Raw genomic sequence first — 24679 nt, forward strand, 5'->3', positions numbered from 1 at the left:
TCTTATCTCAGTAATTCTTTAGAAATTCTTCGGCTCGCCATAAAGGAAGAAAGGAAGCCGAGCACACTGATGGTTCCCATGACCAAAAGAGCGTTGGGCAGAGTGAGTTCCACCGGGTAAGAAAGGGTTTCGGTGATTTTAAGCCAGCCCCACATGACTTGAGAGCCTACCAGCAAACCGCCAATCAGGATGCCAATGGCCCCACCCAAAGTGGTCAACAACAGCCCTTGCATAAAGTAAATCTTGCGCAGAGAAGGAATAGTTGCCCCGAGGTTATACAGGGTTTTCGAATGCTCGCGCTTGTCGAGAATCATCATAATAATCGCGCCCACTACATTGAACAAGGCAATGATGAGCACCAGGGTAAAGATGAGGTAGGTGGCGAGGTTTTCGGTATTCAGCATACGATAGAGGGTGCCGTTGAGTTCCTCCCGGCTGAGAACTAGCACCTCTGGTCCGAGGAGGCTCTGCAGTTCAGAGCGGACCTCTTCCAGTCGAGCTGGATCGGTGATCTTGACGTTCAGTCCTGTGATTTGGGCGGCCTCTTTTTCTAAAAGGGCCTGTACCAAAGGAAGGCTGGCAAAGAGGTATTTTTTGTCGAGTTGGTCTTCAACAGCGTAGACTCCACTGACTACAAGGGGCAGCTCGTTATAGGGCTTGGAGTTGATGCCCCGGGAGGCGAAACCGCCTTTTCCTGGCTTGGGCGCAAGGACGACTAAAGGGTTCTGGTAGTTGTTGGGCGGCACTCCCAAAATGCTGACCAGCCCAATCCCCACCACGGTTTGCTCTTCGGTAATACCCCAGTTGCCAAAGTAGAGCAGGCTGTCGACCTCGGTGACCTGTCGGTAAGAAGGCTCGATGCCTTTGATGGTCGCTAAATGACTTTTCTCTTTATAGCTGATGTAGACCCGCTCCTCCATTTCACGCGCCAGACCGTCCACAAAAGGAACTTCCTTGAGGCGGTTTTCCTGAACCGAATCCAATTCAAAGAACTTACCGGTCAGGGGCGTGACCTTGAGATCGGGGTCAAAACTGTTGGTGAATTGCAGACTGAAAGTCTTCAGGCCTGTAAAGGCGGAAAGCACCACAAACAAAGAGGCCGCTCCGATAATGATCACCAAAAAGGTGACCGCATTGATGATATTGACCGCATTCTGGCTGCTTTTGGAGCGCAGGTAGCGCTTGGCCATGTAGTACGGAAAACTCACTTTTTCTTGCGTTTATCCAGCAGGTCGCGGTTCTCTATGGGGTTGTCTTTTCCTTTTAAGGAGTCTTCGATGTTTTGGATGTACTCCAGGGAGTCGTCCAGGTAGAAGAGCAGTTCGGGCATGCGGCGCATTTGGTTGCGCGTGCGCTGAGCCATTTCGTGACGGATGAGTGGCTGATTCGAGCGAATGCCTTCCAGCAACTCTTCTCCCTTGTCGTTCGGAAAGATGCTGAGGTAGACTTTGGCAATCGACAGGTCTACACTGACCCGCACTTTAGAGACCGACAAAATCACGCCCTTGAGCCCCCCTTCGGTGGCTGCGCGTTGTAAAATTTCGGCCAGGTCTTCCTGTAAAACTCCGGCGACTTTCTTCTGTCTTTGAGACTCCTCCATCACCACAAAAATAGGCTATTTGTGGTATCTTCGAACAGCCGTGCCCAACGGACTTTTTCGCACTACAAAAAGACCTGCTTTTAGACTGGCAAAATTCGCTCCTTATGAAGAAAATCGAACACCTCGGCATCGCGTCAAAGACATCGAAAAGGCCAATGCCTTATACACCCAACTCTTTGGAGAGCCGCCTTATAAGCAGGAAGAGGTGGAGTCCGAAGGAGTGATCACCTCCTTTTTCAAATCAGGCCCGAACAAGATTGAGCTTTTGGAGGCACTCGCGAAGACAGCCCGATTAGTAAGTACATCGAAAAGAAAGGAGAAGGAATTCACCATGTGGCTTTTGCTGTGGACGATATCTTGGCAGAGGTTGCAAGACTCAAGGAAGCCGGTTTCCGCATCCTCAACGAAACGCCTAAAAAAGGAGCAGACAACAAATGGGTGGTTTTTCTACACCCCAAGGATACTCACGGGGTTCTACTGGAACTGTGTCAAGAAATTGACGGGCCCCTTTAGGCAAAAAAAAGAGAGGTGCGCTTCTATAACACCTCTCCTTAGTTTTACAGAATAAAGGGTGATTTGCTTCTAATCACTTATCCCTATTTCGGGGGGACACTATCCTGCGATCAATCATGTAATCAAAACAACAATCCAAAAACAATATCGGGCATTCTTTTCCTTTATCTGGAGCTGGTGGGGTGGGTGCTCGCTAAGGGACGATGAATGACGTTTAGCCTTCGGTAAGCGATTTTGACTAGGATGGAAAGTCCAATTCGAGGGACGAATTCAGGTTAATTCCCCGCACGATACCGCTTTGGCTTTGGTCCATCAGTTTGGAAATCAAAGCAAGGGGTTCGCGACTTAGGCGTGCGGTTTCGGCGGCGAGTTTTTGATCTGAAATAGAACTGGTTTTCATCGGCTGATTGTGTTGTTGATTCCGGTGAGGAATTATTTAGATCTAACGGGCATCAGCTCCCTCATATTGAATTCAAAAGCCTGAAATATGTGAACCCTGGCAGAATGGTTGTGAAAAGCTATTATTGTAATATAAAACAGGAGTTATGGTGAACAGAAAAACGGCATTGTTGATTAGGAGAAGTCATCGGTATCTGGGGTTATTCTTAGGAATACAATTCCTGCTTTGGACAATCAGCGGACTTTATTTTAGTTGGACCAACCTTGACAATATCCATGGGGATCAGTTTAAGAACATGAACTATGAAGCTCCGCCCTTTGGAGGACTGAACAGGCCTTTACCTATGGGAAGTTCTGCCGGAATACGAAGTATAGAACTAAGGGATATCGGAGGAAAGCCTTTTTATTGGATTAACAACCAAACACTAATCAATGCGATTGATCATAGTCCAAAAGAAGGAATTACAAGAGAAGAAGCCCTTTATATTGCCGAAAAAAGGATGAATAGCGGTTTAGTGGTTTCCGGAATAGAGCGCATAGAGCAAGTCAATAAACACCACGAATACCGAGAAAAACTCTTACCTGCCTATGTAATCTCTTATGAAGGCAAGGAAAACCTAAAAGCTTATGTCTCTATAGATGACGGTAAATTTCAGACCGTACGACACCGCGATTGGCGTACCTTCGATTTTCTGTGGATGACTCACACTATGGATTACGAAGGAAGAGATAATTTTAACACCCTGGTTCTTCGGATTTTTTCTTTGATGGGATTGATAACGGTTCTTAGCGGATTCACCCTGTGGTTTGTCAGCTCCCCAAGAGTGAGGAGAGTTATGTCTAAATACCACCAGCGCAAGGGGTAGAAACATTATGAGAACTGCAGGGAAGTGCCTAAATTTGCTTCATACTTTAACGGGAAGATTTAGTCTACTCCTGAAGAGCAAACCGGTCCTATAGCTCAGTTGGTTAGAGTAGCTGACTCATAATCAGTTGGTCCCTGGTTCGAGCCCAGGTGGGACCACCAACAAAAACCCTTAACTATCTAAAAACCAGGTAGTTGAGGGTTTCTTTTTTCCCAAAAAGTGGGGGTGAGTTCCAAGTTGAGTTCCAAAATCATCCTTTTTTGGGTGTAAATTCTACTAAATGGGAGTTCATTTTGGGTTAAATTTCAGGAATCCATAATAATTAGATTGGTCATTCTATGATTTCACCAGGATACATTTCTCTATCTATTTGAGAACCCCATGGACAATAATTTCCGTTAATGTTATTTATATAATAATCAAGATTTTCTTCAATGTAAAATGGATTTCCATCACATAATTCTATAGAAACCTCTGCAATAGTCCATGTGTTATCTTCGAATCTCCAACTCCAATCATAATTGTAATCACCATTTCCTCTAACAATCGTTCCATTTATGTGTTTAAATCTTTCACCCAATGGTTTTGATAGTTCATTTTCAATTATTTCAAGTAATAAAGAATCAGAGGTTCTAACAATAAAATATGGTGTTTTATTATCAATTGTAGGATAAGTAACTCTAAAATATCGATACGAATCATCTGGAATAATCATTCTATCATCAGAAACCGGGATATTATCTTCACAACCACAGATTATAAAAAAAAATAAAAGAATTAGAAGGTTTTTCATATCCTCAAATTTACAAAAAAATCACTCTGTAATATTTATAGGTAGTAACACGAACTAATGTGAAACACTATGAATATGAAAAACATGAAAATACCAGAGTATGAGATCGACGGTTTGATCCTCACACTCAAAGAACTGTATTTAAATGGTTAGAAAAGAAACACATCAAAGGATGTCTTTGGAAAGGAAAACGATTGATTGACACTGTTTCTGTGATCGGTTTTCTTTTAGAAAAGAAATGTCTGGAGAATGGACAAATCAAAGAAAGAGAAATAAGAGAGAAGATTGAACTTGGGGAGTTCCAATCATCTAACTTATGATCAACAAGGAGGGGATAATTTTTTTCATTTTTATGATATATTAAATTTCTCAATCTCCCTCCAAGTTGATCTGTTTATTAACTTTATATTCAAGTGGGGTACTAAATGGGGTACTAAACAAATAATTCAAACTTGGAACTCACTTTGAAGGTTTACTTGGAACTCACATTTATTTCACAACCTCAAAACATTCTAAAATAACATAGACTTGGAACTCACTGAGTCCGTCAATATTTGTTAACTAATTGATTGTCAGAGAAATAGTCAGTCGATTAGGGTACAGGTGGGACCACATCAAGCAGAAGCCTAGCGTATAAGCGCTAGGCTGTTTGTTTTGCCAAGATTCTGGCCAACACTTGGCCCTTGTTAAGACATCTGATGGGCCGCTTCTGTATGGTTTACAGAGAACATCAATTGCTTTTAACCCGGTAGGATATCCTTCGGTTGGTAATTACTTTCTGAACGCGCATTGTGAGCAATGCAGGAGAAGAGATTAGCGAATCACAGGCATAGCTCGCACTGCCTACTAAAACCCTATATTGATTTGCATCCTTCGGCACATCTGCTGATAGCAACGTTAGAACCGGAGTTGTCGTACCAGTATATTCTGTATTGTCTGTTAAGTTACTAAAGACAGACCCTCCATTCACACTACTTTGCCATTGGTAGGTTAGGTCAGATGACCCTGAAGCTACAACGGTAAAAACCCCATTGTTTCCAGCAAAAACAGTTTGTGAAACAGGTTGTGCGCTTATAACCGGTACAGAACCCGCCTCCTGAAAATCATAAATAGAATTGGTATTACGGTCTTTTGGGGGCGTGTAGCCATCGACAACATCTGCTCCTAAAACGAGGCCATTTGAATCAACAACTGTAGGTAAATCTCCCAGTACTCCATCGTTGTTAGGGTCGGTAAAGCCAGCCTCATCAATATCATTGCACAGATCGTTATCTGAATCAAGTTCATACCCATCATAAGAATTATCAGAATCAGAGTCGAAAATAATGTAGTTGATAAGACCGCTGTTGGCCGCGGATTGTACCGCGTCTGGAATACCATCTGTGCCCACAGTCCCATTTACTACTCCGCCGGTATGACTCTGGCCGTGCCCTGCCTCTACAGCATCATAAATTCCGTCGTTATCTGAGTCTAAATCTAGGGTATTGACAATACCATCCTCATCAGAATCCAGCCCAAGGATTTCTACTTTTCCTTCATCGAAGTTGGTTGGGTTAGACATAATAACAACCATCGAATAGGTTCCTGCAGGGAGTGTAACCTCACTTTCTGCGTAACTCCAAGGTGAATTTTGAGTGTCTCCCCCGTTGCTTGAAATGGTAATTGTGCCAGTAGAATCCATTAAGGTGCCGGTGTTTCCTGTACCTTGTCGTATTGAAATTGACGCACTTCCTGAGCCTCCGTCTCTTGGAGAGAAATATCCTGAATAACTAATGTCTCGGGTTGATGTCAAGGTAAAAGGTTGATATAAATCACCAGTTCCATTAATGTCAAAGTAATGCTGTTCAGTACCTACAGTGGTGTTGGGGTTTGCATCCAATCGGGGGCCTGAATTATTATAACCTGTACCACCATTCACCTTAACAATATTGGTTTGACCACTTGTAAGTATCCATGGACTAATAGATACACCTAAATTGTTTCCTAATTTAGGCTGAATCACATCTTCAAAGCCAGTTGAAAGAAGTAAGTTATCTCTTTCTTCCTTGTCGGGAATCCCGTCATTATCATCATCTAAATCAGTTAGGTCATCTACACCATCTCCATCGCTATCTACTATACCACCAGTCACAATAGAAATATTATCTATCCACCATTCTTCATTGTTTTTGTTTATTGAATTACTAGAACCGGTAATAAACCGAATCCGCGTATTCGATCCTCCCAAATAAGCGACAGGAATTACAATGCTGATATTGGCTTTAGGGTTAGGAGAATTTGTAGTCGCCGTTAGGGTAAGGACCGTTAAGTAGGTGCCGTCATCTTCTGGATCGATTTCTATTTTAAGCGTTTCTCCTCCATCCATTGATTCATCGTAGTCATAATCGAAGGAAAGATTTGCGAAAGATTTACCACTTAAATCAATTATTCGATAGGCCCCGGCGTCATTGTCTTTTAGTTGTAACAGGCTCCCACCGATATTCTCATCTGCATCTGTTGGGTCTGTGGCCGTTACGTCTGAAGGACTACCATTAGAGCCACTTCTCACCCAACTGTTGTTTACCCAGTTGGCTCCACTAATTCCTCCCCCAAACACATCGTTTGCCGGATCAAAATCTTCTGTAGCGGTCTGTGCAAAACCATCAGAACACAGGAAAAGACAGAATAGGAAAAGAAGAAGACTATTTCTGAATCTCTGCGCATGTACAAGATTTTCTATCATAAGAATCAGCCGAAATAATAAATCAAGTATATTAAAGGAATAATAATCTCGCGGCAAAAAACAATTGATGTTGTCAAGAGTGGACAAACCATGGTCAGTTTCGATATAACTGTGGTTTTCTTATGTGTTGTTCAAAAAATCTAAGGGGCAAATAATAAAAGGGTTAAGTCGGTTGAAATTGGGTCATATTCTATTCAAGGTTAACAATTTACAGGAAGCCGTAAAGAACTTTTCTGACAAAGGGTTTAATGTAGAATATGGATCAAAACGCAATCCAAAGAACGCTTTAATTTATTTTTCGGAAGGTGCTTATATCGAGTTACTAGAGTCTGCCCCAATATCCTGTTTTCAGAAGGTTTTGTTGGTGCTAATCAGAAGGCATCAATTAGTTCAGCGCTTTGCCTCCTGGGAAAGTTCTCCCGAAGGTTATTTCGAATTATGTTTTGAAAAGCAGAACATCGAGTTTGACCGAGAGATAAAAATTTTAAAGAAACACGGGATTAGTTTTTTTATCACTTCTAGCCAGAGAGTTGATCCTTTCAATAGGCGTTTAAAGTGGAAATTACTTTTTCCACTGGAAAATAAACTTCCCTTCCTCATGACTCCGTTTAATGAAGATCCTCGCCCCAAAAACTTTATTCACCCCAATGGAGTGTCAAAGATTAGTCAAGTGATTTATGGGGCTGAATCCACAATGATATCCGTAATCAAAATGCTCTGTTCAGACCCGGTTCTCTTTTTTTCGAAAGACAAAGGAGTGTTACAGGTAAAATTTGAAACCAACGAAGGCGAAAAGACTTTAGAGTCTTTCCCTTAAAAGAGCAGGAAGTCATTTTTTCAGTAGAGCAAATGTTTTTTCTGGGTATTTTTCCATCCGGCTCGAGAAGAATAATCAACAAAGAAGATAGTCAAATCTGCTCTCGATTCGTATTCTTCAAAAAAAATCGTTTTGTCTGCTCTTGAAGCATATTCTTCAAAGAACCACAAACCCTTGTTTCCTGTTGCTCTTGAGGCGTATTCTTGTTTGTATACTAACAAGTCTGCTCTGGATTCATACTCCGTTACGTAAACAGAAATATCAGCACGTGAGGAGTACTCTTCAACATAAATTTTCTGTGCGCATAGGTTTAGAGGAAGTAATAGCGCTAGTATGAGTTTTGTTCTCATCATTTTGTTTTACTGGAATAACGTCATTTTCTGTGCCAAAAAAGCACTATATTGATTAGTTCATCAAGTTACAAGAATGATTCCCCTCAAGAGACATGTTAATGGCGAGATGCCTTTTCACGCCACAGGAGTTGGTAAAATTAGTGATGATTTGGAGATATTCACAAAACAACAGCACGAGGGAAATAAAATAGCTGCGGATTGGTGGAAGGCCTCCAAGTGGAGAGCTTTTGCAGAACGTTTGTTAGAAGAAAGTCATGGTAAATGTGGGTATTGCGAGGAAAAATTAGGGCTGAAAACTCCTGAAACAAACCGGGCAAGTGTTGATCACATAAGACCAAAATCAAAAAAGGAGTATCAACACTTGGCTTATTCTTACTTCAATTTTGTTATCGCCTGCAAAAAATGCAACTCTTCAAAAAGCAATTCATTTGAAATTTTAGGAAGGGAGATAGAGCAACCAATCGTTAAAATAAAGACCAGCGGAAAAAAGAGCCATGTAAAGGCAAAAGGCTTCTCCATTGATCCTAAAAAACTTTGGGCGGGTTGGTCATCCCCACTGAGAATATTCGATAGTTCTTATCAAAAAATGAGTGCAGAAGAAAAAAGAGAACAGCCCAAACTAATTAACCCTTATTTTGATCAGCCTAACAAATTCTTTGGGTACAAAATTGTTCAATTAGACAAAGGAAATGTAGTCGAGATTTATTCCTTATCAAAGGACGATAAAAGCATTATGCGCGCAGACTACACAATTAAAACACTTCAATTGAACCGTTTAGAATTAGCACAATCAAGATTTAAAGAATACAAGCAATTTCAACGTGTTTTTACGCGGGTGGAGTCCGCTAAAAAATCAACTTTCTGGAAAAAAAAGGAAAAGCGAAGATTAAAAAAGAAGTACTTGTCTGCAGACCAACGATTTTCTGGGATGTTCCGTTTTTTTGGGGATCAAAAAGAAGCTTTACACAAAAAAGGAAGAACGACCTGAAATCCTAAAAATCAATATGTCTGAGCGCAGCATACCCTATCAGAAATTCCTACTCTTTTTGTCCAAGCCCTCAGAAAAAAGAGATCTAAAAATAAGCAGAAGATATCGGGGATATCTTTCAAAAGACAGGGCCTGTGAACTATTGAATTACTATTTCAAACCCATTGCCAATAAAAAAGAGTGTATCTGCGTGGAGGTCAAAAAGGAAGACCTTAAAGAGCTGACATTTCTTCTTAGGGTGTATTTTGGGCTTTGGATTGAAATAAAAGATACCCGGATTACTATTTTTAAAACTTTTCCAGAACGCTTTACGGTTATCCGGAAAGTAAATAAACAAAATCACTGGTTTACTCCAAAAACCTATTCAAAAGGGCAGATAATGTATTCAACAAGGGATCCTTATCGTGTGTGTGATCGACGGAATGGAATTCCGTTAACCGATGTTCCCCCGAGCTACAAGGGAGAAAACGGCAGGCGTCATTCAAATCAACTACCCTTTTATAAAAGCAATACCAGACGAAACACAGACTTGATTTCAATCAAAATACCCCCTGTTCGCTAATTTCTTAGGAGATTCTTAAAAAGAGAGCCACTCCGCCCATCTTAGCTCAGAATAAAGTATTTTCAAAGGACGGTCAGGCGCAAACCTACCCTCTTCAACCCAACAACCAGAAAATCTAAAAATGAAAAAAACACTCTACCTCCTGCTGGCGTGCCTGGTGGGATTCGGCCAATCTGCTGAGGCCCAAAGAAAATCCAAAAAGTCCAAAGACGAAAAAGCCCCTTTAGAATCGATTTCGATTTCGGGCCTTTCGTGGCGAAATGTCGGGCCCGCCTTGACTTCTGGGCGTATTTCGGACTTTGCTTTTAATCCGAATAACCCTTTTGAATACTACGTGGCCACCTCGGCCGGAGGGGTCTGGAAGACGGTCAATGCAGGGGTTACTTATGAACCGATTTTTGATTCCCAGGGCTCCTATTCCATCGGAGTAGTGACCATGGACCCGAACAACCCCAATGTGATTTGGTGGGTACGGGAGAAAACAACAACCAGCGCTCAGTAGGTTACGGAGACGGACTGTACAAGTCAGAGGACGGTGGAAAAAGCTGGAAACATGTCGGGCTTAAAAACTCCGAACACATCGGAAAAATTATTGTCCACCCGGAGAATTCGGATGTCGTTTATGTAGCTGCTATTGGCCCCCTTTGGAGCAAAGGCGGAGACCGCGGACTTTACAAAACGGAAGACGGCGGAAAGACCTGGAAAGCCATTCTAACGGTAGACGAGCACACCGGAGTGAACGACGTGGTCATGGACCCGCGCAGCCCCGATGTCCTTTACGCTTCCACCTTGCAGAGAAGACGCCATGTGTATACCTACGTCGGCGGCGGCCCCGGTTCGGGCATGCATAAGAGTGTGGATGGAGGAGCCACCTGGACCAAGATCAACAAGGGCCTTCCCTCTGAGGAATTGGGCCGCATTGGCTTGGCCATTTCGCCCGCCAACCCAGAAATCATCTACGCCATCGTAGAAGCAGCAAACGGAAAGGGCGGATTTTTCGCCTCAACCAACCGCGGGGCTAGCTGGGAAAAAAGAAGCTCGCACGTGACCAGCGGAAACTACTACCAAGAGATCATCGCCGACCCGGTTGATGAGCACACTGTTTATTCTATGGATACCTGGATGTCGGTAACCCACGACGGAGGACGAAGCTTTGATTTGGTGGGTGAAGACACCAAACACGTCGACAACCACGCCATGTGGATCAACCCCCACAACAACAAGCATTGGATCATTGGGTGCGATGGAGGAATCTACGAGACCTATGATGCGGCCAAGACCTGGGACTTCAAAAAGAACCTGCCCATCACCCAGTTTTACAAGGTAGCGGTCGACAACGATGAGCCTTTCTACAACATTTATGGAGGTACCCAAGACAACTTTAGTTTGGGCGGACCTTCACGGGTTTTGACCAACCACGGGATTCGCAATTCCGAATGGTTCATCACCAATGGAGGAGATGGATTTGAATCGCAGATTGATCCGAATAACCCGAATATCGTTTACGCCCAGTCCCAGTACGGAGGCCTGGTTCGCTTCGATAAAAAGAGCGGAGAAAGCGTTGGGATCAAGCCCAAGCCACCCAAAGGAGAAAACAACTACCGCTACAACTGGGACGCGCCTTTGGCCGTTAGTCGCCACGTATCGGGCCGCTTGTATTTTGCAGCGAACAAAGTATTCCGCTCGGACGATTACGGAAACAGCTGGGAGGAAATCAGCGGTGATTTGTCTCGTCAAATCGACCGCAACACCCTCAAGGTGTACGACCGAGTGGTTAGTATGGACGCGGTGATGAAGAACGGTTCGACTTCCCCTTATGGAACAATTGTGGCCTTTTCTGAGTCTCCTAAAAACAAGGATTTATTGGCCGCTGGAACAGACGACGGGCTTATCCATATTTCGGAAAATGGAGGGAACAGCTGGAGAAAGATTTCTTCCATTCCCGGAGCACCCACCCAGTCCTATGTCAACAGTATTTACTTATCGCGCCACGACGAGAACGTGATCTATGTGGCCTTTAATCACCACAAATACGGAGATTTCAAACCCTATATTTTCAAGTCGACCAACAAAGGAAACAGCTGGACAGCCATTGCCTCCAATCTTCCGGAAAGGGGGAGTGTTTATGCTATTGAAGAGGATCATGTAGACAAGGACTTACTCTTTGTAGGAACGGAGTTTGGGGTTTTCTTCTCGCCGAATCAAGGCCAAGATTGGAAGCAACTCAAAAGCGGCTTACCCACCATCGCTGTGCGTGATATCGCGATTCAAGAAAGAGAAAACGACCTTGTTCTGGGAACCTTTGGCCGTGGCTTCTATGTGATGGACGACTATTCTGTTCTCCGCAACATTGAGAACGCAACGCCGGCCGAAAGCGCCAAAATTTACCCGGTCAGAACAGCCTTGATGTGGGAGCAGAGCAGCCCCTTGGGCTTGCCCGGCAAGTCCTTCCAGGGAGACAACTTTTACACCGCAGCCAATCTCGGTCCGGAAGCTGATTACTTATTACTACAGCGACAGCTATACTTCGCTAAAGAAGAAGCGCCAAAAGAACGACAAGAAGTTGGTGAAAGACGGAGCGGACGCCCCTTACCCTTCTTATGAGACGCTAAAAGCAGAGTCGGACGAAACTAAACCCGAGCTTGTCTTTACCATCAAAGACGCGAGCGGAAAGGTGGTCAAGAAAGAGTACAAATCGGTGAGCAAAGGGGTGCAGCGTTTCCACTGGAATCTGCGTTACACTCCACAGAACCCAGTTAACCTGAATCGCTCTTCCTTCTACAACCCATTTGCTGGAAATGATGAAGGGACCCTGGTCAACCCGGGGATGTACACGGTCGAAATGGGACTGCTTGAAGACGGTTCTTTAAAGTCCCTGACCAGTCCTGTGCGCTTTGAAGTAAAAGCCTTGAACAATGTAGAGCTGCCGGCCGAAAACCGCGCAGAGAAGGTGGCTTTCCAAAAAGCGATTGGGGCTGTTCAAGCCGATATGGGTATTGCCCAGCGCTTGATGTCGGAGACCAGAAACAAGCTGAGACACATCAAAGTCGCCATCAAACGTGTGGAGGCTCCTGTTGGCAACTGGACGGCTGAGGTCAAGGCCATCGAAGACCAACTCGACCAGATCCAAATGAGCATGTACGGAGACCCCGTCAAGCGCAGACTGGACATGGATCAGCCGATGTCTATCGCAAGTCGACTGGGATCGATCGGATACGAACAGAAATACTCGACCGCTCAACCCACCCAAACCCACCGCGACAGCTACGCCATCGTCAAGGAAGCGGTGGACAAGATCAAGGGCGATATGGAACGCCTCTATAACAAAAACCTGAAAGCCTTAGAAGACAAGCTCATTCAGGCCGGAGCTCCTTATTCGCCAGGACGTGGCGGGGAGCCGAGGAATTAAGCATAGTTAATGAACAAAAAAGAAACCCATGCCGGAAGGTGTGGGTTTTTTGTTGAAAGCTGAACTTAATTTGAGTTAATCACCCATCAAGTAACGGTAAATTTCGACCATAGCCAGAGTATCTAATCGGCAATAGTCCAGTAGATTTTTTCTGGTTTCCTGAGGGTCGCCTAAAAAATTAGCATCAAGCATTAATCGTCCCCAAGTGTCAAGCGCCATCCCGCCATCTTGAATTTTAAGGTCAGAATAACTGAATTCAGGACAGACGACAGGGAGCACCTTTTTAATGGAGGTAGAACCCCTAAAACGATAATCTACATAATCTTGCTTGAACACCTCCATAAGGTCGTACATGTGCCCATTCATGTACTTCAAGTAGTTTTCGAATTGAGGAATTAAGCGCATCATTTCGCTATTTCTGCCCATTTCAAAAGGAGCGTTCCACGAGACAAAGGTTCCAGAGAGCTCCGTAAACTCTTGCATTTTCGCCAACATATCGACCGGCAATTCCATTTGATCCCCCAGCCATTCAAAGTGAGTTAACTGACCATTTTCTAATAGGGTATGAACGGAAACCTGAAAAACCATTTGCCTGTGGGGACCTAGGCCATCCGTTTTTGGGATGGCGCTTGCGAAAGTTTCATAATCCACGAAATGCAAAGGGAATGACAATGCAGAGAGGGTGTTCCTAACCCCGGATTTATTGAAGACTATTTTTTGGTCTTTTACCGATTCCACTTGCCGCCTTTGCCTTGTGTTTAAATCAAAGTCCTCGGGCACATCGGCTATTTGGACCACCCCTAAATCAAGAAGTTGTTGGATCTTTTTGGCAGAAATTCGAGCTATTTCATAAATAGAATATTCGGGGATATCAGAATTAAAGTAGAAGAAGGTATCACAATGGTTGCTGCGAGTCTTTGAACGACAAGAACATTGAGATTCATTAATTGACGTAGTCTTGAGATATTTCAAGGCAGAGTTGATTTCTGCAAGTGTAGAGGAATACATTTCTGAAATGAACTCAGTGACATCTTGAATCGTTAGAAGTCTTTGCGCTTTAATTACCCCTTCTTTTTTAAATGAAGGATTTAGATGAATTATAGAAACCTTGGAGACCTTAAGTCCGCATTCCTCAAGAACGTACTTCTGGAAGCAGGCATCTTTCAGATGATTGTGCTTCTTGTCTGTTTTGATACTCGTAGAAGACTTGACTTCATAAAGATGAAAGCTGTTATCGTCCAGCTTTTCTAAAACGTCGACACGGGCGAAAGCCTTGCTTTCACTTAAAAAAGAAGCTTGAAAAAGCACTTTTTGTCCGCTATTCAAAGCGTCTTTTGTCCCTTTTGGACTGGCATTGTCAGGAAGGTCTTTTCCATTAGGAAACAGCTTTTTTGCATACCCTTCGACCTCATAACCCTCCTGAGCAATCTTTTCCAGAAACAAAGAAAATTCTCCTATGAATTGAGAGGCTTCAACCGGCTTATTCTTTGCCAACCAGAGCGATTCTGGGCAGCGCAAATATTGAATAAAATCGGTTTTGGTTAATTGCTTCATTGCGACAGCTTTTAGTCCAAGCACAATATACACTCATAACGCTATATAACGCTCTCTCTTTTATTGAAATGCCTGTGGATGGGGAGTTGAAAGTAAATCCCTGATATTTTTCGAATAATCAGGTAAGGAAAAAAGCCATATCCCTTTTCGATATGGGCAAGGTTTTCGGAGCGCCTCATGATATTAAATTTTAAGGCAACAGGTCAAATAAGGATAAAGTGGATCATTTGTTTTGATAGATCTATCCGCATTCTGAACCACCGTGGCTTTTGTGCTCGGTTGGTACGCATTTAGCGTTCCTGATGCGAGATAAAGTTATTAAATTTAAAGTGAGATTATATCCCCCCATAATTTTACCACCTACCATGATTAAACTTGACCCAACTAAAAAGATCCTCCACATCGATATGGACGGCGTTCTTGTCGACTTTAAGGCAGGGCTGGCTAAGGTCCACCTTGCAATTCAAGAAGAGTATTTGGATAGGGAAGATGAAATTCCTGGCATTTTCTCTTTAATGCCGCCGATGGAAGGAGCCGTGGAGGCTTTTCATGAGCTATCCAAGAAGTACAACACCTACATCCTTTCTACCGCCCCTTGGGAAAACCACACCGCCTGGATGGAGAAATTAATTTGGGTTAAGAATTACCTTGGTGAAGCGGCCTATAAGAGACTTACAATCAGTCACAATAAACACCTGGCAATTGGAGATTTCTTGATTGACGATCGACCGCACAATGGAGCAAAGTATTTTCAAGGGGAATGGATTCACTTCGGATCAGATCGCTTTCCGGATTGGAAAAGCGTAGTAAATTACTTATCATCTCCCCTTATTCATGACCTTTAGGTTAGAATAATTCAGTTCCCCCAACACTCCCTATCTTAGAGCTTTACGAAACCAATCCTATTCAAAATGAAATTTCGTCTGCTCTTCACCTCCTTATTCGTCTGCGCCATCGCCTTTGGGCAGACCGCGGAAGACTACTTCAAACCCCTCAAATACCGCAATATTGGCCCTTTTCGAGGCGGCCGTTCCGTAAGCGCCACAGGTGTTGAGGGAGATCCGCTGACCTACTATATGGGCACCACCGGTGGGGGTCTTTGGAAGACCGAAGACGCCGGTCAACACTGGAAAAACATTTCCGACGGCTTCTTTGAGCTCGGATCGGTGGGAGCCGTTCAGGTTTCTTCCTCCAACCCCAACGTAGTCTATGTGGGGATGGGCGAGCACGCGCCTCGCGGGGTGATGACCTCCTACGGGGACGGGGTTTACAAATCCATCGACGCCGGGAAGACCTGGATGCATATGGGCCTGAAAGAAACCCAACACATTTCTCGTATCCGCATTCACCCAACCAACCCGGACATCGTTTTTGTAGCAGCCCAAGGGGCGCTTTATGGGCCGAATAAAGAAAGGGGAATCTTTAAATCGGAAGATGGCGGAAAGACCTGGAAGAACGTTCTTTTTGTCAATGAACTCACCGGATGCTCCGAGCTTTCGATGGACCCTGAAATCCCGGAAACCCTTTACGCCACGATGTGGGAGCACCAGCGCAAACCCAATCAGGTGGTGAGTGGTGGAGCCGGTAGTGGCGTCTACAAATCCACGGATTCCGGAAAGACTTGGAAGAAAATTGAAGCCGGTCTTCCGGCCGAAAGAGGAAAGATGGCCATCGCGGTCAGTGGTGCTGATCGCAACAAGGTCTTCTTGCTCATGGAAAGCGATTCCAACAAAGACAAGGGCGGCCTATTTGTATCGAACAACGGCGGGGCGAGCTGGTCTATGGTGAGCGGAGACAACCGCCTGACCCAGCGTTCCTGGTACTATATCGAGGTCTTTCCTGACCCCAACAACACCGAAGTACTTTATGTCTTGAGCGCGCCTATGCTCAAGTCCAAAGACGGCGGAAAAACCTGGTCCACCATGAGGACAGGGCACGGCGATTACCACGATCTGTGGATCAACCCCGACAACTCCAACAATATGGTGGTTGCCGATGACGGCGGGGCTGAGGTCACCTTCAACGGAGGCAGCAGCTGGTCGCGCTTAGATCATTTGCCAACAGCGCAGTTCTACCGCATCAATACCGACAATCTTTTCCCCTACAATATTTACGGAGGCCAGCAAGACAACTCTTCTGTGCGTATTGCCAGCATGTCAGTTCGCAGCGGAGGAATTCAAGCCGGTCTGGACTGGACGGTTTCTGCCGGGGGCGAAAGTGCTTTCCTCGCCTTTGACCCAGACAACCCGCGCTATGTAATGGGGGGCAGCTACTTGGGAACGATTGAGGTCCTCGATACCGAGTCCCGCCTTTCTACCAAGGTGATGCCGGCTCCGATCCAGTACCTCGGGCGCAAGGCCAGAGACATGAAGTACCTCTACAACTGGAATGCACCGATCATCTGGTCTCAGCACGAACCCGGCACCTTCTACCACTGCGCTCAACTCGTGTTGCGCACGCGCGATATGGGGCAGACCTGGGAAGAAGTTTCGCCTGACCTGACCCGCAATATCGACGCTAAGCAGGGGAATGGAGGAGCACCTTATACCAACGAAGCGGTAGGGGCCGAAAACTACGGTACCATTGCTTATATGGTGGAGTCTCCACACGAAAAAGGAGTCTTCTATACCGGAAGTGATGATGGCCTGGTGCACGTTACCAAAGACGGGGGCGAAAACTGGACCAATGTGACCCCAAAAGGGCAGGGAGAAACCTTGGTGAATGCCATAGAGGTATCTCCACACGATCCCGCCACGGTCTATATCGCTACTACACGTTATAAATTCAACGACTACACTCCGGGTCTTCTCAAATCCACGGATTACGGAAAGACCTGGAAGAACATCAGCACGGGCATTCCTTATGGAGCGTTCACGCGTGTTGTTCGCGAGGATCCCAACCGCAAAGACCTGTTGTATGCCGGAACCGAAAAGGGCATCTACCTGTCTTGGAATGGCGGAAAAAACTGGGAAAGCTTTCAGCTCAATTTACCTGCAACGCCCATCCTAGACCTCAAAGTGCACCAGAACGATTTGGTTGTGGCCACCTCTGGACGTTCCTTCTGGATTTTAGACGATTTGAGCGTTCTGGACCAGTACAATTCAGCCAATAAATCAGCGGTTAAGATTTACCAGCCAGAAGAGGCGTATAACGGGATGTGGTGGAGTCCACTCAACGGAAACAACCCGTCCTTCAAAGGAACCCAAGCCGGTACTGGAGTTAATCCAGCCAATGGTTTGGTGATCTACTACGAGTTGCCGGAATTGGCGAGTGATAGCGAAATTACTCTAGAAATTCTCGACGCAAACGGCAAGCAGGTCAACCACTTTTCTTCCAAAAAGGACGCGTCTTACAAGCGTTATGCTGGAGGGCCACCTCCGAGCCCAACCATCAGCAAGAAGAAAGGCCTCAACCGCTTTGTCTGGACCCTGGGACACAAGATCATGCCTGGAGTGGATGGCGTTTATATTGAGGCCGGATACGGTGGACATCGGGCTATTCCCGGGACTATACCCTGCGCTTAAGAGTGAACGGAAAGACCTACGATACCAAAGGGGTGATCAAAAGCATGCCGACCTATCCAACGACCAAGGAGCAGTACATGGCCTATGATCGCTTTATGACCGAAACCGAAGCGGAGCTCACCAAAATGCACGACATGGTGAACACCCTTTACGAAGCCAAGAAGCAGGTTGCTGATGTGCTAAAGGAAGTAAAGGACGAAACCCTAAAAGCGGAAGGAAAGAAACTTCTGGATGCCCTTGATGCTTGGGATAAGGACATGGTTCAACGCAAGAGCAAGGCCTATGACGATGTCGAAAACTTCCCCAACAAATTCACAGCGGAGTACCTCTTTATGATCAACCACTCGAACAGTAGTATCCCCCGTATCACCCAACCGGCCTTGGATCGCCGGGTAGAACTGGATGCACAATGGGCAGGACTAAAGGCAAAAGGCCAAAGCCTTTTGAAGGAAAAGATTCCGGCCTACAACGCTATGCTTTGGGAAAAAGGAATCGGTGCGATTCGTAAATAACCAGCGCCTACAGAAACGAGAAAGCCCGGGATTTCCGGGCTTTTTCTTTGAATCTATTATTAATATCATCTTCTTTCAACCTTGAAGCCAATGAACATCTCGTTAAGGAGATTTCCCGGTGCCTTAACTAGAAAAAATAGTTCTTTATTCATGGGTATTTCATCAATGGGCATCTTAAGCCGTTGAAACTTAAAATCAACATCATAGAAAGCGGCTGTCTTCATTTTTATATTCGTCTGAAGGTCAAAATAAAGGTTGGAGTTCGCCACAGAATTAGAGACATTAAACTCTCGAATAATTCCCAATTCGAATTCACCAGTATACCGTTTTCTGAAAGAACGTTTTAAACCTTCCTCTGGGATAAAACATTGAATATATTTTGGTGCTCCTTTCCAAAAAATGCTTTTGCATTTTGAGGATCTGATTTACTGACATCCCAAACGCGATTCTTAAATCCATCCATAGGTTGGATATCAACTTCGCGTGTTGCATTTAAACCTTTTGCATAAATGCCGAATGTCCCAAAGAAGTCTACACTCTTTTGAATATGTTGTTCAGAAGTTCTTGTCAACGCCCTTGTAAAAGTTATACGGTATACTCCTGCATAGTTTGAAGCCCTTTTTCTAGTGTCGTATTTATAGATGGATTTGTTGGTAGAGATCGCCCAGATTTCTCCATTATGAACAGCGACATCTACAAAGTCTTTGCGCGTTCCTTTGAGTAAGTTCCATTTTTTTGCTCGGCTGTCCCAAGAGTATATTCCTTTGTTTCTTCCAACCGCATAGATTCTATTGGTCTTTTGATCTAGGGTTATCTTATTCGGCTGTCCGTTTAAGGTTTTCCATGTCCCAGCAAATTCTCTAAATCGATTGCTCCCGTCTAATCCATGTAGCCCTTTAGAGCTGGTTCCTACAATTTGATTTAATCCGTTGCTGTTTCGATTCTGCCCAATTAGAAGTTTCCATTGTCCGCCGAACAACTGGCGTAGCTTTTTGCTGGTGTCAATAGCGAATATCTTCCCGAATCTGGTAGTAATAACCTCGTTGGTTTTAATACCCGGCACTTTAATCCACTTTCCTTTCACCTCAATGAAAACATCTTTAGCCGTAGATACCATATAAACCACCCCATCTTTGGTAATGGCAATTGACGAGGCGTTGTTGGGTCGACTGCTGTAGGTTCTCCAGCGTTTAGAGGAAGTGTTGTAGTCTGTAAACACATTCTTATTACTCACTACAAACACCTTCCCATTCTTGGGGTTGATGGCGATATCAGTCGCTGATCCACCGACTTTTACAAATTGTTGCGCTTGCATCGCGCTTATGCTGCACAGGATTGCAAAAAGAAAAAATTGCTTTTTCATCATGATTGGATTTGCCCCTTGGTTGCAGAAGAAGCCAAAAGGTTAACAAATCCGAGAAAAACAATTTTTAACTACTCCTCTTCCAAACTCGCTTCCGTCAGAATAAGGCGATCATACATCTTGGGGTTGGTCAGGACGCTGTAGAACTCGTCCAGGTACTCCACCGCTGTTTGGTACATCATGGGTTCTTTAAAGTGATTTTCCATGAGTGCCGCTAAGGCCATGATTTCGTCTTTTTTGGCGAGGAATTCATCTCGGACCAGGGTACAGGATCCTTCGGGTCTCTTATGTCCCCGATACACCCGCTGGGTCACGTGTTCGATCCCCGTTTGCTTATTCAGCCAATCGGGCACAAAGGCGTACTTGGGATTGACGAGCCCACAGAAATTAAATTCGTAGGGAGCAGGAATGATGATGTTGTCGTTGTTGTTCTTATCGCGCTGACAAGGCAGAACAATCTTGAGTTTGCGATCTGATCGGAAAGGGGTGCCCTTGGCTTTTTTCTTTGGGATCTTGACTTTGATAGGTGGAAAGAAAGCGGTATGAGGAAGAAGCCCCTTCTTGGATTGCACTCACCGAAAGAGATCTCTATCCCAAAAGTATGATTGATCAGATGGAAAACGCGCCCGGTTTGGACGAGATCAAAAGAGACGATTTAATCGCCGCTATGCAGTGGCACAAACCCTTGTCGAAAATGTTGCAGGCCTACCTGGAAGACACCGAAGGCAAACGCAGTATTATGGTTTAGCGCCTTGAAGGGGATGCCGAAATTCTAAAACTCCTCAACGAGGAGATTAAGTTTTAAGCTCCCTCCTTAAAAAATCCTATCTTTTGATCAATACAGTTTGATCATCCAATGAGAACCCATACACTCAACTCTCTTTTTGTTCTTGTCGGCTTCCTATGTATCGCTTCTGTTTCTGGGCAAAACAGTCGCCGGCTAGACAGTCTTTTGCAGGCCCATAAAACTCAGCAAGACACCACTCTAGCCATTACCCTGAACGAAATAGCCTGGGAATTCAAGAATTCCAATTTGGACAGCTCCTTTTACTATGCCAATAAGGCTTTAGCCGTTTCCAAAAAATTAAAGAGCAAGAAATGGATTGCTTCAGCTTACAACAGCCTGGCGAATTGCTTTGATAGCCAAGGCTTGTTGGACAGTGCTGCGGCTTACCACAAAAAAAGCCTGGCATTAAAACTAGAAATAGGGGAAGTTGTTGGAGCGGCAGATACCTACAACAACCTGGGTATACTCTATGACTTAAAAGGGGAGTTCAAAAAGTCTTTAGAATATTATTTTAAAGCGCTAAAGATCTACGAAAGCGAAGACTTGTCCTACCAGAAGGTCCCTATGGTACTCGGAAACATCGGGATAGTCTACAAGAAGCAGAAAGAGTACGACAAAGTAATTTCTTACTACCAACGAGCCCTCAAAATTTACGAAGACAACAACTACGACTTCGGAACGGTAGTGACCAAGGGGAATCTGGGCTCGGTATATATTCACCTGAAAGACTTCGAAAAGGCCATACGGTATTCTGAAGAAGCCAAAGACCTCTATGCAAAACTCGGATACGGTCGCTATGTTCCTTATATGTTGACCAACATAGGGATTGCGAAAGACAGTTTAGGACAAAACCAGGAGGCGCAGAAGATCTATTTAGAAGCGATTTCCCTTTTTGAAAAGGACGAAAACCGATACGAACTCACCTACGCTCAGATTAATTTAGCGCGAAGTTATTTGACAACGGGGCAAAGTAAAAAGTCCAGAGAATTAGCAAATCAGGCCCTTGCTACCTGCCAAAACAAAGGATACAAGGAGTTTGAGGTCCAGACCTATAAATTACTTGCTGAAGCGAGTTCTCAGCAAGGTCTGCACAAGCAGGCTTTTGATTATTTCGGTCAATACGCTCAAGGAAAGGACAGTCTGTTTGAGAAGAACAAGACCAAGGCTATCCTGGAGTTAGAAACCAGCTACGAAACCGAAAAGAAAGAAAAAGAGATTCAATCCCAACGGGCCATTCTGGCCGAAAACGCCTTGGAGATCAATAAAAAGGACACCCAGTTGGCCTGGCTCGGTTTTGGCTTGCTGTTTTTAATGGTGATCGGTTATGTCATTTATCACCAGCAACAATTAAAAACGCGCCAATTGCTTCACGAGCAGCAAATGACCGAAGCGATGGCGCACATACAAACACAGAACAAACTTCAGGATCAGCGGCTGCGAATTTCAAGGGATTTACACGATAATATTGGGGCGCAGTTAACCTTTATCATTTCCTCTCTGGACAGTCTGAATTACGGCCTAAAAGATGAGCAGGGGGAGTTGACCGGAAAGATCGACAGGATTTCTGGTTTTTCAAGGGACACCATTGTTGAATTGCGGGATACCATATGGGCGATGAATAAGGAAGAAATTACCCTTGAGGATCTACAGGAACGGATTTCGAACTTCGTGGAGAAAGCAAATCTCAGTGCCAACAGAATTAAGTTCACCCAAAAAGTGAGTAGTCAGGCGACGGACCCTAAGCCTCTCTCTTCTTCAGTGGGGATGAACCTGTACAGAATCATTCAGGAGGCCCTGAATAACGCTCTAAAACATGCCGAACCTACTCATGTAGAATTGCATATCACAGAAAGGGACTCCAGCCTTAAAATAGTAGTGATGGATGATGGTCAAGGTTTTGACACCAGCCAAAGGACTTCAGGGAATGGACTAAATAATATGAGAAAAAGAGCGGAGGAGATCGGTGCTGAATTGAGCCTAGATGCTGAACCAAGCAAAGGCACTCAATTGGTGGTGGAATACCACGTATCATAAATACGCACAATATCGTATGGTCTTTCAATACACCTCTGATTAGTTTTAACCTCAGATAGAAATTTAAGGATGAAGACGAGAGTAGCGGTAGTAGATGACAATTCCTTTTTGATCCATGCCTTGATCGAAAAGCTTTCCTTTTTTCCAGAATTAGAAATTAAAATGACCGCTCAAGACGGGCATGAACTGTTGGAACTTTTGGCAGACAACAGCACTATCGATATCATCATGATGGATATCGAGATGCCCGGTATGGATGGAATAGAAGCCACCTTTGCTGTGAAGCAGAAGTTTCCGCATATCAAGATTGTTATGCTAACGGTTTTTGATAACGATGAGCATATATTCAAAGCCATTCAGGCCGGTGCCAATGGCTATCTGCTCAAAGAAACTCCACCAGAGGATTTGCATCGAGGAATTATAGAAACCCTTGATGGAGGTGCCGCCATGAGCCCCTCAATAGCGTCCAAGACTTTGCGATTACTACGAGACCCGCTGATGACTCGTGAATTCACCAAACCGGAACAAGAGATCAAGCTCACTTCTCGCGAGGTCGAAATTCTGGAGCACCTCAGTACCGGCTTGAGCTACGATGCCATAGCCAGCAACCTGAATATCTCTTACGGAACCGTGCGTAAACACATCGAGAATACCTACAAAAAATTGCAGGTGCACAACAAGCTCGAAGCCGTGCAAAAGGCAAGGAAACAGCGACTTATTTAACCTCCTCCTTCATAAAATACGAAGATCTTCGTATTGAGCTGCCCCTGGACAGCGTATACTTTTATCCCCAATAAAAAACGTATACCATGTCCAAACAAAAAGCACTATTTGTACTGTTGATTGCGATGGTTTTTTCGGTCTATGCACAGGAAATTCCGGCCAAAAGCATCAACACGTTAAGCATTAAAACCAAGAACTTTTCGAATGCCCCTAAAAAGATCTATATCCGAACTTTTAAGGTCTATTATCAGATGATCGCCGAAGCGAAAAAGACCGTTTACGGAGGACGTCAATTTGGAGGAGGCTCTTATACCGGAAACGCCACCGCTCGGTTAGCCGTAGGGGTAGAAGGAGTTAACCCAGAGGATTTGCAGGCTTTAACGGATAAACTCTATAAAGACTACATCAAGAGTTTAGAAGATATGGGCTTTGAAGTTATCACCGCCAATGAACTACCCGATTTAGAAGAATTTGAAGGTTGGGGTACTTTGGAAGGTCCTCGCATTAATCAGGAACAGCTCAAAGGAAGCTTGATGGTGATTCCAGAAGGCTTTTCATATAAGGTAAAAAAGGTGAGTAAAAACGGAAAGGAACGAACCGGAGGATTTTTAACGGGACTTAAGAATACAAACGGTGGGCAAGCCGCGGATTTTGTTTCGTCCATTTACGGTCTCCTGCCAAAGGTATCCAAAGCCATGGACGATGCCTTAGTGGCAGAGGTGGCGATCAGTATCCCGAGTATTTATCTGGATCCTAAATCCAAGCTGGGAACAGCCAAGATTAAGGGTGGGCCCTATTTGAGATTAGGCCAAGCCAAAATCACCTATATCTCTGGACGAGCCAAAGGGATGGGCGTTGCTAGCCCTAATGCAGCACTTGAATTTACGGTAAACAAGGCGGTCCCCATTCCGAATGTATTTGCGAGTGAGGAGTTCAAGGTTGTTGCCACCAAGTTACGGACCATTGTGCCTTCCTACGCCACCTTTTTCACGGTCGAAAACAAAACCGTCGAGCTTACGAACACCATCGATTGTGAAGCGGCTGCCTACCAAGCAGAGGTAGAAAAAGTGGTGAAAGCCTATTTAACGATGTCCTTAGACAAGCTAAGTCGTGCCCTCAAGGGAGAAAAAGTAAAGTAGTTACGGGGAACTGGCCATTTC

Annotated in this window: 23 protein-coding genes, 1 tRNA gene, 1 pseudogene and 1 riboswitch; of the genes and pseudogenes, 16 read left to right on the forward strand and 9 right to left on the reverse strand. The window is 44.6% G+C overall.

Going from position 1 to position 24679, the window contains the following annotated elements:
* Positions 1-2 precede the first annotated feature (2 nt).
* Positions 3-1208 carry an ABC transporter permease gene (locus tag BST99_RS11575; RefSeq protein ID WP_105001943.1) on the reverse strand — a complete coding sequence of 402 codons (1206 nt, stop codon included), beginning with the start codon at positions 1206-1208 and terminating at the stop codon, positions 3-5.
* On the reverse strand, positions 1205-1600 hold the full coding sequence (gene rbfA, locus BST99_RS11580) for a 30S ribosome-binding factor RbfA (RefSeq protein ID WP_105001944.1): 396 nt from the start codon (positions 1598-1600) through the stop codon (positions 1205-1207). The genes BST99_RS11575 and rbfA overlap by 4 nt, the downstream gene beginning before the upstream one ends.
* A gap of 104 nt (positions 1601-1704) precedes the next feature.
* Here rbfA and mce point away from each other — a divergent pair.
* Positions 1705-2113, forward strand: a pseudogene (mce, locus tag BST99_RS11585) (methylmalonyl-CoA epimerase).
* A gap of 238 nt (positions 2114-2351) precedes the next feature.
* Here the strand turns inward: mce and BST99_RS14395 are convergent.
* Positions 2352-2513: a hypothetical protein gene (locus BST99_RS14395; protein ID WP_181044217.1), complete on the reverse strand. Its 162-nt coding sequence runs from the start codon at positions 2511-2513 to the stop codon at positions 2352-2354.
* A 145-nt stretch (positions 2514-2658) separates the two neighbouring features.
* Here BST99_RS14395 and BST99_RS11590 point away from each other — a divergent pair, with 145 nt between their 5' ends.
* Positions 2659-3378 (forward strand): PepSY domain-containing protein, encoded by a 720-nt coding sequence (locus tag BST99_RS11590; RefSeq protein WP_105001945.1) that lies wholly within the window; start codon positions 2659-2661, stop codon positions 3376-3378.
* 84 nt (positions 3379-3462) lie between these two features.
* Positions 3463-3539 (forward strand) — tRNA-Ile (locus BST99_RS11595).
* Between the two features lie 170 nt (positions 3540-3709).
* Here the strand turns inward: BST99_RS11595 and BST99_RS11600 are convergent.
* A complete protein-coding gene (locus BST99_RS11600) occupies positions 3710-4171 on the reverse strand; it encodes a BP74-related protein (RefSeq protein ID WP_105001946.1) in 462 nt (153 codons plus the stop codon).
* A 730-nt stretch (positions 4172-4901) separates the two neighbouring features.
* A complete protein-coding gene (locus BST99_RS11605; RefSeq protein WP_105001947.1) occupies positions 4902-6893 on the reverse strand; it encodes an immunoglobulin domain-containing protein in 1992 nt (663 codons plus the stop codon).
* Positions 6894-7071: 178 nt separating this feature from the next.
* Here BST99_RS11605 and BST99_RS11610 point away from each other — a divergent pair, with 178 nt between their 5' ends.
* Positions 7072-7710, forward strand: coding sequence for a VOC family protein (locus BST99_RS11610; protein ID WP_181044218.1), 639 nt, complete (start codon positions 7072-7074; stop codon positions 7708-7710).
* 20 nt (positions 7711-7730) lie between these two features.
* On the opposite strand, the gene BST99_RS11615 is transcribed toward BST99_RS11610, so the two are convergent.
* Positions 7731-8063 carry a DUF6150 family protein gene (locus BST99_RS11615; protein WP_105001949.1) on the reverse strand — a complete coding sequence of 111 codons (333 nt, stop codon included), beginning with the start codon at positions 8061-8063 and terminating at the stop codon, positions 7731-7733.
* A gap of 73 nt (positions 8064-8136) precedes the next feature.
* Here BST99_RS11615 and BST99_RS11620 point away from each other — a divergent pair, with 73 nt between their 5' ends.
* From BST99_RS11620 to BST99_RS14510, 5 genes are all read left to right on the forward strand, one after another.
* Positions 8137-9051 carry an HNH endonuclease gene (locus BST99_RS11620; protein ID WP_105001950.1) on the forward strand — a complete coding sequence of 305 codons (915 nt, stop codon included), beginning with the start codon at positions 8137-8139 and terminating at the stop codon, positions 9049-9051.
* A 58-nt stretch (positions 9052-9109) separates the two neighbouring features.
* Positions 9110-9613 (forward strand): hypothetical protein, encoded by a 504-nt coding sequence (locus tag BST99_RS11625; RefSeq protein WP_146106288.1) that lies wholly within the window; start codon positions 9110-9112, stop codon positions 9611-9613.
* A gap of 121 nt (positions 9614-9734) precedes the next feature.
* Positions 9735-10115 (forward strand): beta propeller repeat protein, encoded by a 381-nt coding sequence (locus BST99_RS14505; RefSeq protein WP_219843838.1) that lies wholly within the window; start codon positions 9735-9737, stop codon positions 10113-10115.
* The gene (locus tag BST99_RS11630) at positions 10079-12217 is read left to right on the forward strand and encodes a WD40/YVTN/BNR-like repeat-containing protein (protein ID WP_219843839.1); all 2139 of its coding nucleotides are present in this window, start codon (positions 10079-10081) and stop codon (positions 12215-12217) included. The genes BST99_RS14505 and BST99_RS11630 overlap by 37 nt, the downstream gene beginning before the upstream one ends.
* Complete coding sequence (locus BST99_RS14510; protein ID WP_219843840.1) at positions 12180-13022, forward strand: flagellar hook assembly protein FlgD; 843 nt, start codon at positions 12180-12182, stop codon at positions 13020-13022. Before BST99_RS11630 ends, BST99_RS14510 begins: the two co-directional genes overlap by 38 nt.
* 75 nt (positions 13023-13097) lie before the next feature.
* Here the strand turns inward: BST99_RS14510 and BST99_RS11635 are convergent, their stop codons facing one another.
* Positions 13098-14609 carry a DUF2779 domain-containing protein gene (locus BST99_RS11635; RefSeq protein ID WP_146106289.1) on the reverse strand — a complete coding sequence of 504 codons (1512 nt, stop codon included), beginning with the start codon at positions 14607-14609 and terminating at the stop codon, positions 13098-13100.
* Positions 14610-14793: 184 nt separating this feature from the next.
* A riboswitch (SAM-I-IV-variant riboswitch) is annotated at positions 14794-14887 on the reverse strand.
* Between the two features lie 54 nt (positions 14888-14941).
* Here BST99_RS11635 and BST99_RS11640 point away from each other — a divergent pair.
* The 3 genes from BST99_RS11640 to BST99_RS15030 all read left to right on the forward strand — a co-directional run bounded on the left by BST99_RS11640 (position 14942) and on the right by BST99_RS15030 (position 18612).
* Complete coding sequence (locus BST99_RS11640; RefSeq protein WP_105001953.1) at positions 14942-15421, forward strand: 5' nucleotidase, NT5C type; 480 nt, start codon at positions 14942-14944, stop codon at positions 15419-15421.
* Positions 15422-15487: 66 nt separating this feature from the next.
* Positions 15488-18100 carry a WD40/YVTN/BNR-like repeat-containing protein gene (locus tag BST99_RS11645; RefSeq protein WP_317046164.1) on the forward strand — a complete coding sequence of 871 codons (2613 nt, stop codon included), beginning with the start codon at positions 15488-15490 and terminating at the stop codon, positions 18098-18100.
* A gap of 2 nt (positions 18101-18102) precedes the next feature.
* On the forward strand, positions 18103-18612 hold the full coding sequence (locus BST99_RS15030) for a hypothetical protein (RefSeq protein WP_317046165.1): 510 nt from the start codon (positions 18103-18105) through the stop codon (positions 18610-18612).
* A gap of 343 nt (positions 18613-18955) precedes the next feature.
* On the opposite strand, the gene BST99_RS11655 is transcribed toward BST99_RS15030, so the two are convergent.
* Together BST99_RS11655 and BST99_RS11660 are read right to left on the reverse strand one after the other, a co-directional pair.
* Complete coding sequence (locus BST99_RS11655) at positions 18956-19927, reverse strand: tectonin domain-containing protein (RefSeq protein ID WP_219843841.1); 972 nt, start codon at positions 19925-19927, stop codon at positions 18956-18958.
* 119 nt (positions 19928-20046) lie between these two features.
* Positions 20047-20547, reverse strand: a complete 501-nt coding sequence (locus BST99_RS11660; RefSeq protein WP_105001956.1) for a hypothetical protein — start codon at positions 20545-20547, stop codon at positions 20047-20049.
* 29 nt (positions 20548-20576) lie between these two features.
* On the opposite strand from BST99_RS11660, the gene BST99_RS14400 reads away from it, so the two are divergent.
* From BST99_RS14400 to BST99_RS11675, 4 genes are all read left to right on the forward strand, one after another.
* Complete coding sequence (locus BST99_RS14400; RefSeq protein ID WP_181044219.1) at positions 20577-20723, forward strand: hypothetical protein; 147 nt, start codon at positions 20577-20579, stop codon at positions 20721-20723.
* Between the two features lie 108 nt (positions 20724-20831).
* Positions 20832-22796: a tetratricopeptide repeat-containing sensor histidine kinase gene (locus BST99_RS11665; RefSeq protein WP_105001957.1), complete on the forward strand. Its 1965-nt coding sequence runs from the start codon at positions 20832-20834 to the stop codon at positions 22794-22796.
* Positions 22797-22865: 69 nt separating this feature from the next.
* Positions 22866-23519: a response regulator gene (locus BST99_RS11670; RefSeq protein WP_105001958.1), complete on the forward strand. Its 654-nt coding sequence runs from the start codon at positions 22866-22868 to the stop codon at positions 23517-23519.
* Between the two features lie 86 nt (positions 23520-23605).
* The gene (locus tag BST99_RS11675; protein ID WP_105001959.1) at positions 23606-24658 is read left to right on the forward strand and encodes a hypothetical protein; all 1053 of its coding nucleotides are present in this window, start codon (positions 23606-23608) and stop codon (positions 24656-24658) included.
* The last annotated feature ends 21 nt before the right edge of the window (positions 24659-24679 follow it).

The sequence above is a fragment of the Aureicoccus marinus genome (genome assembly GCF_002954325.1).
Lineage (GTDB): Bacteria > Bacteroidota > Bacteroidia > Flavobacteriales > Flavobacteriaceae > Aureicoccus > Aureicoccus marinus.